The sequence below is a fragment of the Priestia sp. VA7 genome (assembly GCF_055710015.1).
Genome location: NZ_JBVQPN010000001.1, coordinates 1070767 through 1086687 on the forward strand (window position 1 = coordinate 1070767; position 15921 = coordinate 1086687).

The following is a 15921-nucleotide window of genomic DNA, read 5'->3' on the forward strand; positions in this document are numbered from 1 at the left end:
GTTTGTACCTATAGGGTTGAGTGGTGCATAATTAAATAGCTACCGGAATAACCGATGAATCATTAAAATAAACAACTTCTGAAAGAATGGTGCAGCCTTTCAGGTTTTTGAGCTGAGAAAGGGCTTCTTCTTTGCTATCAAACTCGTACATTCTCATTTCACCTTTTCTTACATAACACGTAATTACATACATTTTAGAAGTACCTCCACCTATCATTTATCAATTTATTAATAAAGAGCCATAACGGCTTTTATTCCTATTAAAATAGCGTAAGTGCCCCTGTGACAATAGCAAGGACAATTAGAACAAGAGATGTTAAAATGGCCCATTTAAATGCAAAGCGCTGATGTTCACCAAGATCAACACCTACCATACCTACAAGTAAGAAAGTAGACGCAACGAGTGGACTTAACAGATGAACAGGTTGTCCGAGCACTGAAGCTCGCGCAATTTCCATCGGATCAATTCCGTAAGAAGCAGCTGTTTCAGCGAATATTGGTAAAACACCGAAGTAATAAGCGTCGTTACTCATCACGAATGTAAACGGCATGCTTGTTAAAGCAACGATTGTCGGTAAAAACGAACCGAGTGAATCAGGAACTAAATGAATTAACAGGCTTGCCATTTCGTCAACCATTTTAGTGCCGGATAGTATTCCTGTAAAAATACCGGCTGCAAAAACAAGGGCTGCAACAGTTAGTGCGTTGCCTGCATGAGCCATTAAACGTTCTTTTTGATCCTCAAGTTTTGGATAGTTAATCATAAGAGCAAGCGCAAAACCAATCATAAATAAAACAGAAACAGACCAAATGCCAGAAACCAATACGACCATGAGTGCAATGGTTAAAGCTAAATTAATCCAGATTTTTTTAGGCTGTGTAATATCTTCTTGAGAAGTTAAAGATGCGTCTTCAGCAAACGCAAGCGAGCTTTTTAATTCAAACTGCTCGATGTCAATAGCACCAAGTCGTCTGCGCTCTTTTTTTCCAAGAATATAGCCTGTAAAGACAACCCATAAAGCTCCGCCAATTAACGTTGGAAGAAGTGGAATAAAGAACTCAGATGCATCGAGGTGAAGGGCGACAATCGCACGAGTAGCCGGGCCTCCCCAAGGCGTCATGCTGCTCATAATACTAAGAGAAAGCATCGCAACTGTCGTTAACACTAACGGACTCATATTCAGGCGTTTATAAAGTGGAAGAAGAGCAGAAACCGTAATCATATAAGTGGTTGTACCGTCTCCGTCTAGTGCAACTAAAAGCGATAGAAGAGCCGTTCCGATGACGATTTTAAGCGGATCGCCTTTTACGATTTTTAACAGCTGCTTAATTAATGGATCAAACAGTCCGGCATCAATCATAACCCCGAAATATAAGATGGCGAACAGCAGCATCGCAGCTGACGGAGCTACTTGTTTTAACCCTTCTAGCATCATGTCTCCGACACCTTTGCCAAAACCTCCAATCACCGCAAAAAGAAGTGGAATGACCATTAAAGCTACGATAGGAGACATCCTTTTTGACATAATGAGATACGTAAAGACAATAATCATTGTAAAACCTAGTATTGCTAGCATTCAAACAACCTCCTTTATTTTCCCTCTTTTCTCTGAAAGCGTTTTCTTTTAGAGTAAAAAAACGTGACTAACATTTCTCATCCCCATGTATGAGTCGTAGTTTGATTATTAAGAATTTTTAAAGCCGCTCTTTACTCCCGCTGATGTTTCTTGTTTTCATGTTAGTACATTTTTAAAAATAAAGGAAATATAGGTTTTTTTAGAAAGTTCATAAAAAATTTTTATAATGGTAGTCTAGAAAAAAGCTTGGTCTAAAAGAGAGATTTTTCCAAGACGCAAACTTTTTAACTTTGGCTTTATTTTTCACTTAGCTTTAAAAAGTCAATAAACGCTTTCACGACCGATAGATTCAAGTAAGAAGGATCATACATGAGCCACGTGTTTCGAAGCAAAGGTGATTCATCTCGGTACGAAAGTCCGTATGTATATAAGTTGTCGCTGGAGTGAAGGCAAATTTCAGGTAAAATGGCAAAGCCTAAATCATTTTTGACCATTTCTTTGGCCGTTTCTTGCCGGTCAACTTCCATTGCCACAAACGGAGGCTCTGAAAACTTGTCATGCCACCAGTCTTGAATGAGATCTTTTAGTGACGTATCGGTTTTATAGTTAATATAAGGCAGGTTCGGCAAATCATCGATCGCAATCTCTTTTTTCGAAATTAAGCAGAGCCGTTCTTTCGTCAGCAGTGATTTTTCTCCGTTCCACGGGTAATTGCCTCGTAAAATACCAACGTGCACACGCGAAGAGTCTAATAGATTCATAACTTGCGTACTCCAGCCCGTATTGACGCTGAACTGTACATTTGGGTAGTGAAGAGAGAACTGCTTTAAAATTTTAGGAAGCTTATGCTGTGCAAAGTTACTCGATACCCCTAAGCGAAGCGTTCCCGTAACGGTTTCGCTCATATTACGCATGCTGTCTTTTGTTTCCTGCAGTTGCTTCCACATATTTTCCGCATAGCGAACAAGATGCTCACCTTCAGATGTAAACTCAATTCCTTTTTTCGTTTTGAAGAAAAGCGACACGCCAAATTCTTCTTCAAGATTTTTAAGGCGGTAGCTTAAAGAAGGCTGCGATACGTAGAGCCTTTCAGCCGTTCGCGTAATGTTCTTTTCTTCGTGAAGCGTTTTAATTAATATCCAATCTTTTTGATCCATCCCGATTCCCCCTTGTATTTAGATTATAAAAAAATTTTTAAAAAGACAATAAATTTTATGTATTTTACTTATGACCACCTCTATTATACGATAAATGGCAAATGAACCGGTTCTAAATAGTAAAAAAATAAAATGGTTTGATGAACGCCTCGGCGTTTGTTAGTAGGGGAGAAAGGTGATTAATATGACGCGCATTCCTGTAACGGTTATGAGAGGTGGAACAAGTAAAGGGGTTTTTATCAATCATGAAGAAATGCCTGTGAACAAATCCGATTGGGAACCGTTTTTGCTAGATATAATGGGAAGTCCGGACCAACGTCAAATTGATGGACTAGGCGGAGCTAATTCGCTGACAAGTAAAATCGCGATTATAAAAAAATCAGATTTAGAGAAAGCTGACGTAGATTACACGTTTGCGCAGGTTAGCATCAGCGAATCTCTCGTTGATTTTAAAGGAAACTGCGGCAATATCTCTTCAGCGGTCGGACCTTATGCAATCGAACAAGGACTTGTACAAGCTGTGGAACCGGTGACTAAAGTGCGGATCTATAATACAAATACCAAAAAAGTAATCGTAGCGGAAGTAGAAGTAGAAAACGGGAAAGTGAAAACAGAAGGATCCTGTATGATTCCTGGAGTGCCAGGCACGGGTTCACCCATTTATCTTTCGTTTGAAAACGGAGAAGGAGCCGTTACTGGAAAACTGCTTCCAACCGGGAACGCTATCGATCTTCTGCAAACATCCATCGGGACGATAAAAGCATCAATTGTTGATGTAGGAAATCCGCTTGTATTTGTTAAAGCAGCGGATATTGGCCTAAAGGGAGCAGAACTTCCGCATGAATACACGGACAAACAGCTGAAGCTATTTGAAGAAATTCGCTCCATTGCAGCGGAAAAAGCGGGGCTTGCACCTCAAGACAAAGCAACTAAACTATCACCAGCGGTTCCAAAAATGACGATTATTTCTCCTCCTATGGACCATCGCGACGGGACTGGCAGAGAAAAAGCTGCTTCTCAAATGGACGTATTAATCCGCATGATGTCGATGCAAAAACCGCATCAAACGCTTGCGATTACAGGAGCAATTTGTACAACGGCGGCTATCTATACAAAAGGCACGCTTCCGTCAGAAATGGTTCAATTAAAAGGTGATACCGTTCGACTTGCTCATCCAATGGGAATTATGGAAACCAGTGTGGATCTAAAAGATGGACAGGTTAACGGAATCAAAGTAGTGCGTACAGCCCGTCTTATTTTTGAAGGATTTGTTTATACAAAGCATACGTATGATGTATGTTTATCAAGTTAATAACGTTCTCTAAAAAAGCTCTTTCTAGGAAACTAGGAAGAGCTTTTTTATGTTAGAATATTTTTACTGAATATCGAAAAAGTGGGTGGAGGTATGAAAAAAAGAACGTATATTGATCTAAGCCACATCATTGAAGACGGAGTTATCACACATAAAGGCTTGCCGGCACCGATCATTTGCGACTATTTAAGCCGAGAAGAGTCTAGAAAGCTTTATGAACCAGGCACTGAATTTCAAATCGGTAAAATTGAAATGGTCACGAATACAGGTACGTATATTGACGTGCCGTTTCACAGATACAAAGACGGAGCGGATTTAGCTCAAATGGCTATTGATAAAACAGCCGGGTTAGAAGGAATAGTCGTTTCAGTTGACACGACTTTAAAAGCGATTGATGAATCTCATTTTCAACATGTAGATGTAAAAGGCAAAGCGGTATTAATTCATACAGGATGGGATCGCTACTGGGATACAGACGATTATTTAGAAAATCATCCATACTTAACAGAAAGCGCGGCAGCCTATTTAGTGTCTCAACAGCCCGCTCTTGTTGGAATTGATTCGATGAATATTGATGATACAAAAGGAAAAACAAGACCAGCTCATACGCTGCTGTTAGGAGCGGACATTGTAATTGCTGAACACTTATGTCACTTAGATCAACTAACGGCGAAGTCCTTTTTATTTTACGCCGTGCCTCCTAAAATAAAAGGAGTTGGAACGTTTCCGGTAAGAGCATTTGCGGAGGTAGAAAGAAAATGATCCAGTTACATAGATATAGAGAAGTGCAGGAATTTAAAAACCAAGTAGAGCCACTTTTATCAAAGAATGAAGTTCTTCATAACTTAGCGCTCGGCATTTTACACAGCTTGCAGGAAAACAGCAAACCAAATTTTATGGGTGTTATTTTAAAAGACAGCCGTGCTGCGCTTGTGTTGCTGCAAACCCATCCTAAGCAAATCATACTGTCTCAAATACAGCAGCTAACGGAGGGTGAACTAAGCGAAGCGGCAGAGCTGTTACAAGAAATCGACATACCGGGCTTAGTTGGAGAAAAACAAATGGTTTTATATCTTTCTCAAAAACTAGCAGATTTAAAAAATCAAGAAGCTTCTTTAAAAATGGATCAGCGCATTTATCGGTTAGACAAAGTAAAAAAAGCTGCGGACGCTGACGGAGTGCTCGTAAAAGCAAGATTGGAACACCTTCCGCTCGTGGCAGAATGGATTTGGGAGTTTATGGGCGTCATTGGAGACCCTGTATCAAAAGAACAAGCTGTCAAAACAGGAGAAGCTTTTATTAAAGCAGAACGGCTATTTTTATGGGAAGTGAACGGTGAGTATGTCTCGATTGCCAATGCTACGCGTCCAACGGCCCATAACATTACGATTAACTTTGTATACACGCCTCAAAAAGAACGTAAAAAAGGCTATGCCTCAAGCTGTGTATCCACGCTTTCTCAGCTTATGCTAGACAGAGGTTTTCAAACGACAAGTCTATACACAGATATGACAAATCCTACGTCTAACAAGATTTACATGGAAATTGGCTATGAACACGTAGCAGATTCCGCATTAGTTTTACTTCATGAAAAAAAGTAGCAGGCTGTCTGCTACTTTTTCTATTACTTAAGGTTTTTTAACTAAATTAACGTGATTTAACGTTTTGCTATCATCAAAAATGAATTCAAGATCATAGGCGCCGGCGTGATAGGTGTACTTCGTTTGAATAGTACCATCACCTTTTACTTTGCCTGTAAAGTTCGGCTGACCTAATTCTTTCTTTAAGTTAGCTTGCGTGATGGAGCCTAGATTTGTTTGACGCTCTACATTTGTACCAAAATAGCGGATTTCGTTAATGACGTTATTTTGATCATAGCCAAATGCGTATCCAGGGTGACCCATTTCCGCATGATAGTAGTCAAAGTTGTTTGATGAACCTTCAGGCGGGGGACCGAACTGGTCGCGAACGTCTTGACGCAGTGTTTTGCCAATTTTGAAGTCTACCGTTAAGCGTGGCACCTCACCTTTTACTGCGGCGTTGTAAATTTCATTAATGTTTTTTACAGCTGTTTGACTTTGACTGTTTGTTTCTTGAGATGTAGCTGCATGTGCTGGTGTATCAAACTGAGCGACAGGAGCAAATCCAAATGCAGCAATTCCTGTAATCGTTGCAGCCGCCGCTGCTTTTGATATTCTTTGTTTCATTTTCATGATTTTTTCCTCCTATATATAACGATTTAGCAACCTCAGTCTACCTAAAAGAACAGGTAGGCCAGAATAGTCCAGGAGTCTTAGTTTAGTTGGTAACTGATATATATAATGTAACACGTCTTTTAGAATGTAAACGTCAGGTAAAGTAAAAAGCAAAAAACGATTCATTTATCATAGGTAAAAAGATTGGTTTCTGTTCCTTTATTAGGTAAAAAAACGTAATATAGAGAGGGTTCTAATGTTTTATAAAAAATTAGATAATAATTATAAGTATGATACAAAAAATCAATTATTTGTTAAATGTATATATTGCTGCTGTGTATCTAGGACTTGGCGTAAAAACAAGTTTAGGGAAATCTGTTGTATTAAATAGAAGAAAAAGAATGTAAAGGAGAGAAAGTAGTGTCAAAACGATTTGTGCTCACCGTAGCGGCTGGAGGATTTATCATAATCTTCGGCGCGCTGCTGCTCTTAAATTGGGAAAGAGTGTTTGGAGATTATCGTCCCGTTCAAACAGCAACAGCTGTATTCAAGTTAGAAGTGGGAAGTCAAGGTGTAGCAAGGACTACAGATCCAGACGATGCTCTTCATTATATGGTGAAAAAAGGACATTTAGATGAATATATTCAACTGATGAATGAAAAGGGATACGTGTTAAAAGAAAAAGATATTGATCATAATCGACTTGTTTTTAACGATGGACAAGAGGGTGAGCAAATTTACTACAAGCGCTTTGCCAGGAAGTATACGATGATTGATGGAGAAGGGTAAAGGCTTTACATGGTATTTTAGTAGACTAAAACCTTATAACTCTATCTGTTTTTAAAGTTTTTTGGCGGAAAAGCAAAATAATATTGACAATTATGACAAAAAGCTTAATACTGACTTTATTACATAAAACAAATACAATTTGTTTCCTTATCAAGAGAGGTGGAGGGACTGGCCCTGTGAAACCCGGCAACCGCTGTCTATGACAGAATGGTGCCAAATCCTTAAGAGTGTATCGCTCTTAGAGATAAGGAAGAAGCTGAAACAAAGCTCTTCCTTATTTATTTAAGGAAGGGCTTTTTATGTACAAAAAATAACGAGGTGATAATTTGAACAAAGCAGACCGTATTAAACGAATGAAAACACCGGAAATTGATCCAAAGTATGAAGGACGAGTGCCTCCGGGTCAGGTAGTAACGGAGCGCTTTCCGATTTTACATGAAGGCGACGTGCCGGAGTATAACTTAGAGGAGTGGACGCTTCGAGTGTTTGGATTAGTAAACAAAGAAGTGACGCTTTCGTATCAAGATATATTGGACATGCCGCAAATAACGGTGAAATGTGATATTCACTGCGTAACGAGATGGACAAGGCTTGATAATGAATTTACGGGCGTGCTGTTTACAGACTTTTTAAAAGCAGTTGGCGTGGAGTTAAAAAGTAAATACATCATGCTGCATGGAGATAATGACTATACGTCAAACATTGAAGTAAAAGATTTACTGAGAGACGATATTCTTCTCGCTCATTCCTTTAACGGAGAGCCGCTTACAGCTAAGCACGGATATCCGCTGCGATTGGTTGTTCCGCATTTGTACTTTTGGAAAAGTGTTAAATGGCTTCGAGGCTTTGAAGCTATTGATGAAAATCATCCTGGCTTTTGGGAGCAAAACGGCTTTCATCTTAGAGGAGATCCGTTTAAAGAAGAGCGTTTTTCTGGAGAAGATTTAGGTATTCCAGAAGATGAGTGGGTACATAAAGACTATGATTAATGAAAATGCCTATGCGTGTGCATAGGCATTTTGTCAGCGCTGGCGGTTTAATTCCCACACAACATGGCGAAGTTCAGGCAAAATCAGCTTGGTCATCGCTAGACGAACCGCACCGCTTGATCCTGGTGTAGAAAAAACGGCTTTTTCGTTAATCGTCCCGGCAATTGCCCGGCTCATAATCGCAGCGCTGCCAATATCTTCGGTGTAGCTCAGCATGCGAAACAGCTCGCCAAACCCAACGATTTCTTTATGAATCAGCGCTTGAACGGCTTCAATGGTGACGTCTCGTTTTGTGATGCCCGTCCCGCCGTTTGTGAGAACAACGTCAATGTTCTCATCACTGCAGCCAGCAAGTATGGCTTGTTGAATCGACGTTTGGTCGTCTTTTACAATTTCATAGGAAGCGATCTGCATGTCGTGTTCTTTCAGAAGCTGGATCATTAGCGCGCCGCTTTTATCGGTTTCTTTCGTACGTGTGTCTGATACCGTAATGACTTTGCAGCGAACGGGCTGAGTTGCTTTAGATTTATGTTCGTGTACGCTCATTATGTACCTCCTTTATGATTCCATGCGTTTATATTCACCGTTTTTGCCGCCAGATTTTTCAAGCAGATACGTTTCGCCGATAATCATGCCTTTATCAATGGCTTTGCACATATCATAAACGGTTAGAGCGCAGGCAGAAGCAGCGGTTAAAGCTTCCATTTCAACGCCCGTTGAGCCTTCCGTTTTAACCGTTGCTTCTATTAATAAACGGTACTGATCATTACTTGTATCCCAGTCAAATGAAAGGTTTACGCCTTTTAATAAAAGAGGATGACACATCGGAATAATGTCAGACGTGCGTTTTGCTGCCATGATTCCCGCTACTTGTGCGACAGCAAGGACGTCGCCTTTTCCAATTTTATGTTCTACAATGGCTTCGTGAATTTCTTTGTTAACAAGTATGCTTGAACGAGCTGTTGCGACGCGGCGCGTAATAGATTTTTCGCTAATATCGACCATGTTGGCACGGCCTTGATCATTAAAATGTGTAAAAGAAGACATCGGTATTTTCATCCTTTTTCAGTAAATTTTGTTGTATGATAGAAATAGTGAGATATGCTATGATTTTACACCATAGTGCCAAAAGTGAACAGACATAAAGGAAGTGAAGAATGTATGTTAGAAAGCAGAACACCTATTTCAATTCCTGAAGCAATTGAAAAAGTCATGACATATAAAAGAAAAGGCAGCATCGAGCGCGTATCGATCACCGAAAGCTATGGACGCTATTTAGGAGAAGATATTATCGCCGACCAAAACGTTCCTCATTTTAATAAATCGCTTTATGACGGCTTTGCGGTTCGAGCGCAAGACTGCGTAGAAGTCTCAAGTGAACATTCTGTAGAGTTCGAAGTTGTAGGTGAAATCGGCGCTGGCTCTGTTTTTGAAGAAGAAGTAAAGCCGTTTCAAGCGGTGCGCATTATGACAGGAGCGCAAGCGCCTCATTCATGTGATGCGGTTGTGATGCTTGAAGTAACGAAGTCGTATGAAAAAGAAGGCAAAACGTATATGGCGTTAAGCAGGCCAGCTTCAAAGTGGGAGCACATTGCGTTAAAGGGAGAAGAAACAAAAAAAGGAGACGTGCTTGTTTCGAAAGGGACGCGAATCAATCCGGGCGTCACGGCTTTTTTAGCTACGTTTGGCTATGCGGATGTCGCCGTGGTGAAGCAGCCTGTGGTTGGCGTATTAACAACGGGAAGTGAACTGCTTGATGTGAACGAGCCGTTAGAACCAGGAAAAATCCGCAACAGCAATTCTTATATGGCACTTGCGCAAATCGTAAGAAGCGGGGGAATTCCGAAATATTTAGGGAAGCTTGAAGACGATTTTGACCGCTGCTATGAAGCGGTAGAAAAAGCGCTTGAAGAAGTAGATATTTTACTGACAACCGGTGGGGTATCCGTTGGCGACTATGATTATTTGCCGGCTATTTATGAAAAGCTTGGTGCGAACGTGCTGTTTAACAAAATTGCGATGCGACCGGGAAGCGTCACAACAGTCGCAGAACGAAACGGACAGCTGCTGTTTGGACTATCAGGAAATCCTTCTGCTTGCTATGTCGGGTTTGAACTGTTTGTTCGTCCGATTGTTCGCAGTTTTTTACATTCACCACTGCCTCATTTACATAAAACAAAAGCGGTGTTAAACGGACGTTTTAAAGAACCTAATGCTTTTACGCGAATGGTGCGAGGAGAGATTTCAGACGAAGGCGGAAAGCTTGTTGTGACGCCTGTTGGCATGGACAAGTCAGGCGCTATTTCGTCATTAGCTGCAGCAAACGCGCTGATTGTTCTTCCAGGAGGAGAGCATGGATATGGTAAAGGAACAGAAGTGAACGTGCTGCATCTTGAAAAAGAAGGTACGAGCTCGCTTTGGGTATAAAAAGTTTATTTTTTATGTACAAGTTCTAGTCTGAATAGTGTTCAAAATGCTGGTAGATCAATAATGTATCAAATAAATGAAAAAGCGAGTAGGCGAACGAGTCCTTGAGTATTAAGGGCTCGTTTTTATGATGTGTTCTGGAAAGAGCGCTTATGTTAACTATAATTGTATAACATATACAGCCTGGAAATGAAAAAACTACCTTGGAGTTAGGGAGAAGGTAGTTTTTTCTATGATGTAATTAGATTCCATGAGTGATGCTTCATTGCATCTTGGCTAGTTTGCTTAATAGACAAGAAATATATTCATACTAATTTCAAAGGCTTCTTTATTTTGGGTATTAGTGAGTAGTTTCAAAAGATATATTTACTTAACGAATAGTAACTAATAACGTTGGGAACTTTATCTATTAACAAAAGGAAAGGAGGAGAAATTATGCGAAAAAAATGGTCTGTTTTATTATGTACGTTAGCTTTAGCTATGATGACTTTCATCTTGCCGGTTAATGCTGAAAACAATAACGTAGATAGAACAAATTATAATGATGACGTAAATACTTATAATGATGACGTAAATACTCGAAATGTCACTACAGCAACTGATGTGGATGATGACAATGATTCACCTTGGGAATTACTAGGATTACTAGGACTAGCTGGTCTGTTTGGTCTTAAAAGAAGAGATGACCGTGAAGAAAAAGTTCGTTAGTATCTATTTTGCATGAGTAGAGATAAATAATGGTTGTCAAAAATTAGCTTTCTAAAGAGTCCATAAAGGTGTCTTCTAGCAATTAGGGACACCTTTGTTATTTTCTATAAAGTACATTACGTTGACTGAATCTGTGTAGGCTTTACATAAAAAGTAGAAAAAGCTCCCTATTTCTGTAGGGAGCTTTTCTGCTGCAGAATCGTTTCTCCCATAGATCGATGCGTGGCGGCATCTTCCACAGGTTAAGTAAATAGTGGAATATTATTGGTATTTTAACTTACAGCTTTTAGTTTTAATTTAGAGTTCAAGCTCCATAAGCTAAATAGCCCGGTCATTAACCCAAGTATAATGCTAGACCAAAGTACCTCACCTGTTAATGAATAAATAAAAGGAAAAAGAACAAACCATAATCCGCTAATAAGGGAAATCCAGTTTTGCCATGAATTCCATCCTGGTTTATTCGCTCCTAAAAGAGATGTGATGACTTGGAGAATTCCAAATACAATACTTGCTGAAGTAGCTCCTGCATCGTATGAAAAACCAAGCATCCACGGGGCAATAACAAACTAAATACCGATTATAGCGTTAATAATACCTCTTATTTTCACCGCATTCCCTCCTCAATGTATGACACTCTTTATGATGTCATTATTAAACTATATGTTTGTAAGTGATGTGTGTTGAGTATTCATCAACGCCTGTTGAGATTTTTTCAACTTTTAATATAGGAACAAGCACTTCTGTTGATGAGTTCTCATAAGATGTTTCAAAATCAAATATGAGAAAGAGAGTGGAAAACGAATGTACTATTGCGTTACTTGCTGCAGATTGCAAAATGAAAATCTTATTAAGAGTAAGCTGTTTGAAAATGGAGTCTATATAGATCCATTTGTAGGAGAGAAAATCCCTTTAGGTATATGTGCACATAGATGCAACCACGAGTCATGCAAACGATGTGAAAAAGAACAAATCATCAAAAAGATTGTGCCAAAGGAATTATCTAAATTAAAGAAAGCCATAGAATATTTACCTGCTCATCGTCATAATTCAGAAAAAGTTCCGTTTTCACAATAACTAGCGGCATGCCGCGTCCAGTTCGCTTAATAAAATTCAGTTTTTATTCTGTAAGCTGATTCATCACTAGTTGTACAGCTATTGCATCGTCTAAATAGCCGATTGGAAAGACATAGTCTGGGATAATATCGGTAGGCAAAATAAAATACAATAGCGCACTTCCTAAAATAGAGCGTTTGGCAGCTGACGTTTCTTCGTTACAGTATTCAAGATACATTTGCTTTAGTTGATCAATAAAGGTTCCGACACTGCCTACTTGCTCTATTTTGGTTTGAAAGTTATTACAAATCATGCTGTGTCCTTCGTCTGTCTGTGCATATTGTTTATATTTTGTTAGTTCTTGTTCTACACGTTCAATCGTAAAGTTTGTATCCACTATATTAAAAGATTTAAGTATTTCTTGAATTTTATCAATAGAGTAATGAATGCCTGTTTCTAGTTCATTTTCTGTATGGTTTGAAGCAGCTCCAGCAGGGTCAATCAATGCTCCAAGAGGAGTATTTAAATAGTGTGCAAACTGCTTTAAATGATGTAGATTTGCTTGCTGCTTTCCGTTTATAATCCGTGAAATAGTTGCCGTATCAATTCCCGTAAGGGAGCTAAGCTTCCGCATAGATAAAGCATTTTCCTTTAATAAAGACCGTAATAACAAACCAAGGCTTTGGTCATGTTGGATCTTAGACATAGCGATTCACCTCTTCATATTTTTCAACGCGCAGTGATTATTTTATTGAAGGTTTATCAACAATATATGCAACAAATAAGCAAATCTCCTCAACATTATCAACAAAAGGAGAATACAAAATGGAATGGTTATTCATATTAGGTTTTGCATTATCATCGAGTATAGATAACTTCGGTGTAGGAATATCATACGGAGTTCGAAAGATAAGGATAAAATGGCTTTCTAATTTACTGATAGCGGCTATTTGTTTCCTCTTTAGCATGGTGGGAATTACGTTTGGTAGGTGGATTTCAACCATCTTACCAGGAGTTTTCCATGTTATTGTAGCCGTCGTATTATTAACGCTAATTGGGATTCGAATTATTTTATTAGTCGGCTCCCAGAGAAATAACGGAATTGATCAATTAGATAGTACGGGTCAAGTAAAAGTACACTCTATTGGATGGATAGAAAGCAGTGTTTTAGGTGTAGCACTTTCAGCGAACGCACTTACAAACGGTCTAGGAGCTGGTTTGCTTGGGTTATCACCTTTAGCTATTTCGCTTACATCAGCATTTGGCAGTTTTATCACAGTATGGATAGGGGTAATGGTGGGGCAAAAAGCCGCAAGTGTTCAAATTGGGAAATTTACATTGAGTCAATGCGGAACGTTAATAAGCGGAATCACGATTTTAATTGTAGCCTTTACTCAAATATTTTAAAAGAAAAGGCGCCACTTACTAAAGCAAGTGGTGTTTTTTTTTGTGTGTGTTTTGTAGTAACTAGTTTTCCATAGGTTATACAAACTAAAAAATAGATGATTAATACTCTTATCAATGCTACATAAGAATTTATTTAATGAAGAGGTAAGAAAACTTCATTCTTTCTTATTAAGTTTTAATCGTATTTGAGAAGGGTATAGGATTATTTAGTCAAAGCGCCAGAATAACTGTCGCAACTGTTATCACGTTTGCAATCAATATAGATACACTATTCTAAAAACCAGCTGTACACCCCAAAACAAAGCTGGGAACATCTAGTTTTGACAGACAAGAATGCAAAGCGTAGAATTGTTCTAATGAATAGATAATTCACTATTTTAAGAGTCTTAAAATTTAGGTTGATTTTATATAAGGGAGCGTACACACTTGAAAAATCAGTTTGCTCAATTAATACAGAATAATGAAAGCGTTCATATTTACTACAATATTGACGATATGAGAAGTTACTTAGATAATCTTGTGTCTTATATTGTTTCGGGGATTGAACAAGAGAGACATACGTTAGTTATCGAAAGTGAGAGACTAATTCCGCTGATTTTTAAAAAATTAGAGGGAATTCTGACTAAAGACCAACTAGCATATATACATACCATTAATAATTTTGATTATTACTGTTCAAGTGGAAGCTTTCAGCCTGCCATCATTTTTGAACATCTCTCTAAACACTTAGATCCTTTTTATAAAAACAATACGGCTTTTCAAATATGGGCTCATGTCGAATGGGGACAGCAAGAAGGAATTATACCTATTTTAGAAGAGTTTGAAAATGAAGCCGACAAATTAGTAAATAAAGGCAGATTACATTTAGTATGCGCGTATGATGAAGAGAGAGTACCGGAAGTTCTTAAACTTGCTTTAATGAAGTGCCATCCATACTTAATTTTAGAAAACAAAATTATTCCATCCAATTTATATGTAACGACAGATGCAGTGTAAGTAATGGTGTGATTGAGCGTTACTTTTAAAAAGTAAAAGGTAAATAGAGAACAAACAAGGAGCCTTATTTAAGGCTCCTTATTTATTGTTTTTAGAGAGGATGTATATCTTTTATCTTTATATCTAGTGTGAACTTTCAATTAAAATCTCTATTCCTTATCGTCCTTCTTACTTATATACCTAAGTTTGTATGTCGTGTTTATCTACTAACCTATGATAAAATGGAAATATAATCAAATTATTTCTATATATTAGGGGTCGTAAAATGGAATATATTGATCAAATAACAAATGCGGCGGTGAATGGAGAGAGTGAAGAGATAAAAGCGTTATTAAATAAAGAGCCATCTTTACTTAACGCTTTTAATTCAGATGGGTGGACGCCTTTACATTTAGCTTGTTATTTTGGGCAAGTGGATAGCGCCAAGTTATTGTTGTCATTGGGGGCGGATATTGATGCTAAAGCTAAAAATCCGAATGAAAACATGCCTCTTCATGCAGCAGTAGCAAATAAGCAAATTCAAGCTGTAGACTTGTTGCTTACAAAAGGCGCAGATGTAAATGCAAAACAAAGCGGTGGATGGACTAGTCTTCATGAGGCTTCGCTGCTAGGAGATAAAAATATGATTAAACTTCTTATAGAAAAAGGTGCAGATATCAAGATGCAAAAAGATGATGGTAAAACGCCGTTAGAGATTGCAATAGAGAAAAAACAAGACAATGCAGTTCATTTATTTACTCAGTATTTAAATAATAAAGCTTAATATAGAGTAGGAGATTTTATGTTAATGAAATTATTTGAAGTTTACATGAAGGAGAGGGAGCGCCTATGATCATTTGGTTTCGCCACTTGCCACAAATAAGCATGAACTTTTCTGAATGGACTCCTTTTATCCAGAATACGTGGTATCGAAAACACTATATGAAGTTTGTATATTTACTTCAGATTATTTTGCAGAGGTTATTATCACGTAAAATAGTAGTAGATTGGTTTATTTGTATTACTACCTATAAGAAGAGCACCTGTAATAATTAGGTGCTCTTTTTGTGTTGATCATCGGTTTTATACTAGTTAGTTTCCTATAACATATAACATATAACATATAACATATCTCTGTTAAAATACTGCTCTATGGCTATGTTATAATGTAATTATAAGGAAGAAGAGGTTAATATAGTTATGTTGACTGCAGTAGCTGTAACTGTTTCTATTTTAGCGTTAGCTTGGATTGCTGGGCAAAGAGAACACTGCCAGTAACTTCATATATTATTTGTATATAGAGTTGAGACGATTATATAAATGAGCAATAGA

At 38.3% G+C, this 15921-nt stretch carries 19 protein-coding genes, 1 pseudogene and 1 riboswitch; of the genes and pseudogenes, 12 read left to right on the forward strand and 8 right to left on the reverse strand.

Annotation, left to right across the window (positions count from 1 at the left end):
* Positions 1-31: 31 nt before the first annotated feature.
* The 3 genes from AC0C45_RS05640 to AC0C45_RS05650 all read right to left on the reverse strand — a co-directional run bounded on the left by AC0C45_RS05640 (position 32) and on the right by AC0C45_RS05650 (position 2734).
* Positions 32-193, reverse strand: a complete 162-nt coding sequence (locus tag AC0C45_RS05640; protein ID WP_016765121.1) for a hypothetical protein — start codon at positions 191-193, stop codon at positions 32-34.
* A gap of 67 nt (positions 194-260) precedes the next feature.
* The gene (locus AC0C45_RS05645) at positions 261-1577 is read right to left on the reverse strand and encodes a CitMHS family transporter (RefSeq protein ID WP_047930626.1); all 1317 of its coding nucleotides are present in this window, start codon (positions 1575-1577) and stop codon (positions 261-263) included.
* Positions 1578-1873: 296 nt separating this feature from the next.
* The gene (locus AC0C45_RS05650) at positions 1874-2734 is read right to left on the reverse strand and encodes a LysR family transcriptional regulator (protein ID WP_025750019.1); all 861 of its coding nucleotides are present in this window, start codon (positions 2732-2734) and stop codon (positions 1874-1876) included.
* A gap of 184 nt (positions 2735-2918) precedes the next feature.
* On the opposite strand from AC0C45_RS05650, the gene AC0C45_RS05655 reads away from it, so the two are divergent.
* The 3 genes from AC0C45_RS05655 to AC0C45_RS05665 all read left to right on the forward strand — a co-directional run bounded on the left by AC0C45_RS05655 (position 2919) and on the right by AC0C45_RS05665 (position 5647).
* Positions 2919-4046 (forward strand): 2-methylaconitate cis-trans isomerase PrpF family protein, encoded by a 1128-nt coding sequence (locus AC0C45_RS05655; RefSeq protein WP_016765119.1) that lies wholly within the window; start codon positions 2919-2921, stop codon positions 4044-4046.
* Between the two features lie 93 nt (positions 4047-4139).
* Entirely contained in the window at positions 4140-4808 is a 669-nt protein-coding gene (locus AC0C45_RS05660) for a cyclase family protein (protein ID WP_047930625.1), read from the forward strand.
* Positions 4805-5647, forward strand: coding sequence for a GNAT family N-acetyltransferase (locus tag AC0C45_RS05665; protein WP_171776742.1), 843 nt, complete (start codon positions 4805-4807; stop codon positions 5645-5647). Before AC0C45_RS05660 ends, AC0C45_RS05665 begins: the two co-directional genes overlap by 4 nt.
* A 27-nt stretch (positions 5648-5674) precedes the next feature.
* On the opposite strand, the gene AC0C45_RS05670 is transcribed toward AC0C45_RS05665, so the two are convergent.
* Positions 5675-6259 carry a YjgB family protein gene (locus tag AC0C45_RS05670; RefSeq protein WP_472927949.1) on the reverse strand — a complete coding sequence of 195 codons (585 nt, stop codon included), beginning with the start codon at positions 6257-6259 and terminating at the stop codon, positions 5675-5677.
* Between the two features lie 402 nt (positions 6260-6661).
* On the opposite strand from AC0C45_RS05670, the gene AC0C45_RS05675 reads away from it, so the two are divergent.
* Both AC0C45_RS05675 and AC0C45_RS05680 read left to right on the forward strand, forming a co-directional pair.
* The gene (locus tag AC0C45_RS05675; protein WP_459992293.1) at positions 6662-7030 is read left to right on the forward strand and encodes a hypothetical protein; all 369 of its coding nucleotides are present in this window, start codon (positions 6662-6664) and stop codon (positions 7028-7030) included.
* Between the two features lie 144 nt (positions 7031-7174).
* Positions 7175-7281, forward strand: a riboswitch (SAM riboswitch).
* Positions 7282-7356: 75 nt separating this feature from the next.
* The gene (locus AC0C45_RS05680; protein ID WP_013084470.1) at positions 7357-8019 is read left to right on the forward strand and encodes a sulfite oxidase-like oxidoreductase; all 663 of its coding nucleotides are present in this window, start codon (positions 7357-7359) and stop codon (positions 8017-8019) included.
* Positions 8020-8052: 33 nt separating this feature from the next.
* Here the strand turns inward: AC0C45_RS05680 and AC0C45_RS05685 are convergent, their stop codons facing one another.
* Complete coding sequence (locus AC0C45_RS05685; protein WP_016765113.1) at positions 8053-8565, reverse strand: MogA/MoaB family molybdenum cofactor biosynthesis protein; 513 nt, start codon at positions 8563-8565, stop codon at positions 8053-8055.
* A 12-nt stretch (positions 8566-8577) separates the two neighbouring features.
* Entirely contained in the window at positions 8578-9066 is a 489-nt protein-coding gene (moaC, locus tag AC0C45_RS05690) for a cyclic pyranopterin monophosphate synthase MoaC (RefSeq protein WP_472927950.1), read from the reverse strand.
* Positions 9067-9180: 114 nt separating this feature from the next.
* On the opposite strand from moaC, the gene AC0C45_RS05695 reads away from it, so the two are divergent.
* Together AC0C45_RS05695 and AC0C45_RS05700 are read left to right on the forward strand one after the other, a co-directional pair.
* Complete coding sequence (locus tag AC0C45_RS05695; protein WP_472927951.1) at positions 9181-10446, forward strand: molybdopterin molybdotransferase MoeA; 1266 nt, start codon at positions 9181-9183, stop codon at positions 10444-10446.
* Positions 10447-10881: 435 nt separating this feature from the next.
* Complete coding sequence (locus tag AC0C45_RS05700) at positions 10882-11154, forward strand: WGxxGxxG family protein (RefSeq protein ID WP_034649716.1); 273 nt, start codon at positions 10882-10884, stop codon at positions 11152-11154.
* Positions 11155-11426: 272 nt separating this feature from the next.
* On the opposite strand, the gene AC0C45_RS05705 is transcribed toward AC0C45_RS05700, so the two are convergent.
* The gene (locus AC0C45_RS05705) at positions 11427-11714 is read right to left on the reverse strand and encodes an SPW repeat domain-containing protein (RefSeq protein ID WP_257062538.1); all 288 of its coding nucleotides are present in this window, start codon (positions 11712-11714) and stop codon (positions 11427-11429) included.
* Between the two features lie 241 nt (positions 11715-11955).
* Here AC0C45_RS05705 and AC0C45_RS05710 point away from each other — a divergent pair, with 241 nt between their 5' ends.
* Positions 11956-12228 carry a DUF3973 domain-containing protein gene (locus AC0C45_RS05710; protein ID WP_047930619.1) on the forward strand — a complete coding sequence of 91 codons (273 nt, stop codon included), beginning with the start codon at positions 11956-11958 and terminating at the stop codon, positions 12226-12228.
* Between the two features lie 43 nt (positions 12229-12271).
* Here the strand turns inward: AC0C45_RS05710 and AC0C45_RS05715 are convergent, their stop codons facing one another.
* Positions 12272-12913 carry a DUF1232 domain-containing protein gene (locus tag AC0C45_RS05715; RefSeq protein ID WP_016765110.1) on the reverse strand — a complete coding sequence of 214 codons (642 nt, stop codon included), beginning with the start codon at positions 12911-12913 and terminating at the stop codon, positions 12272-12274.
* A 119-nt stretch (positions 12914-13032) separates the two neighbouring features.
* Here AC0C45_RS05715 and AC0C45_RS05720 point away from each other — a divergent pair, with 119 nt between their 5' ends.
* The 4 genes and pseudogenes from AC0C45_RS05720 to AC0C45_RS05735 all read left to right on the forward strand — a co-directional run.
* Positions 13033-13614 carry a manganese efflux pump gene (locus tag AC0C45_RS05720; RefSeq protein WP_459992298.1) on the forward strand — a complete coding sequence of 194 codons (582 nt, stop codon included), beginning with the start codon at positions 13033-13035 and terminating at the stop codon, positions 13612-13614.
* A gap of 426 nt (positions 13615-14040) precedes the next feature.
* Complete coding sequence (locus AC0C45_RS05725; protein ID WP_472927952.1) at positions 14041-14610, forward strand: MEDS domain-containing protein; 570 nt, start codon at positions 14041-14043, stop codon at positions 14608-14610.
* A 265-nt stretch (positions 14611-14875) separates the two neighbouring features.
* Positions 14876-15373, forward strand: a complete 498-nt coding sequence (locus AC0C45_RS05730; protein ID WP_472927953.1) for an ankyrin repeat domain-containing protein — start codon at positions 14876-14878, stop codon at positions 15371-15373.
* Between the two features lie 65 nt (positions 15374-15438).
* Positions 15439-15564, forward strand: a pseudogene (locus AC0C45_RS05735) (DUF3267 domain-containing protein); the annotation flags it as partial.
* Positions 15565-15921 lie beyond the last annotated feature (357 nt).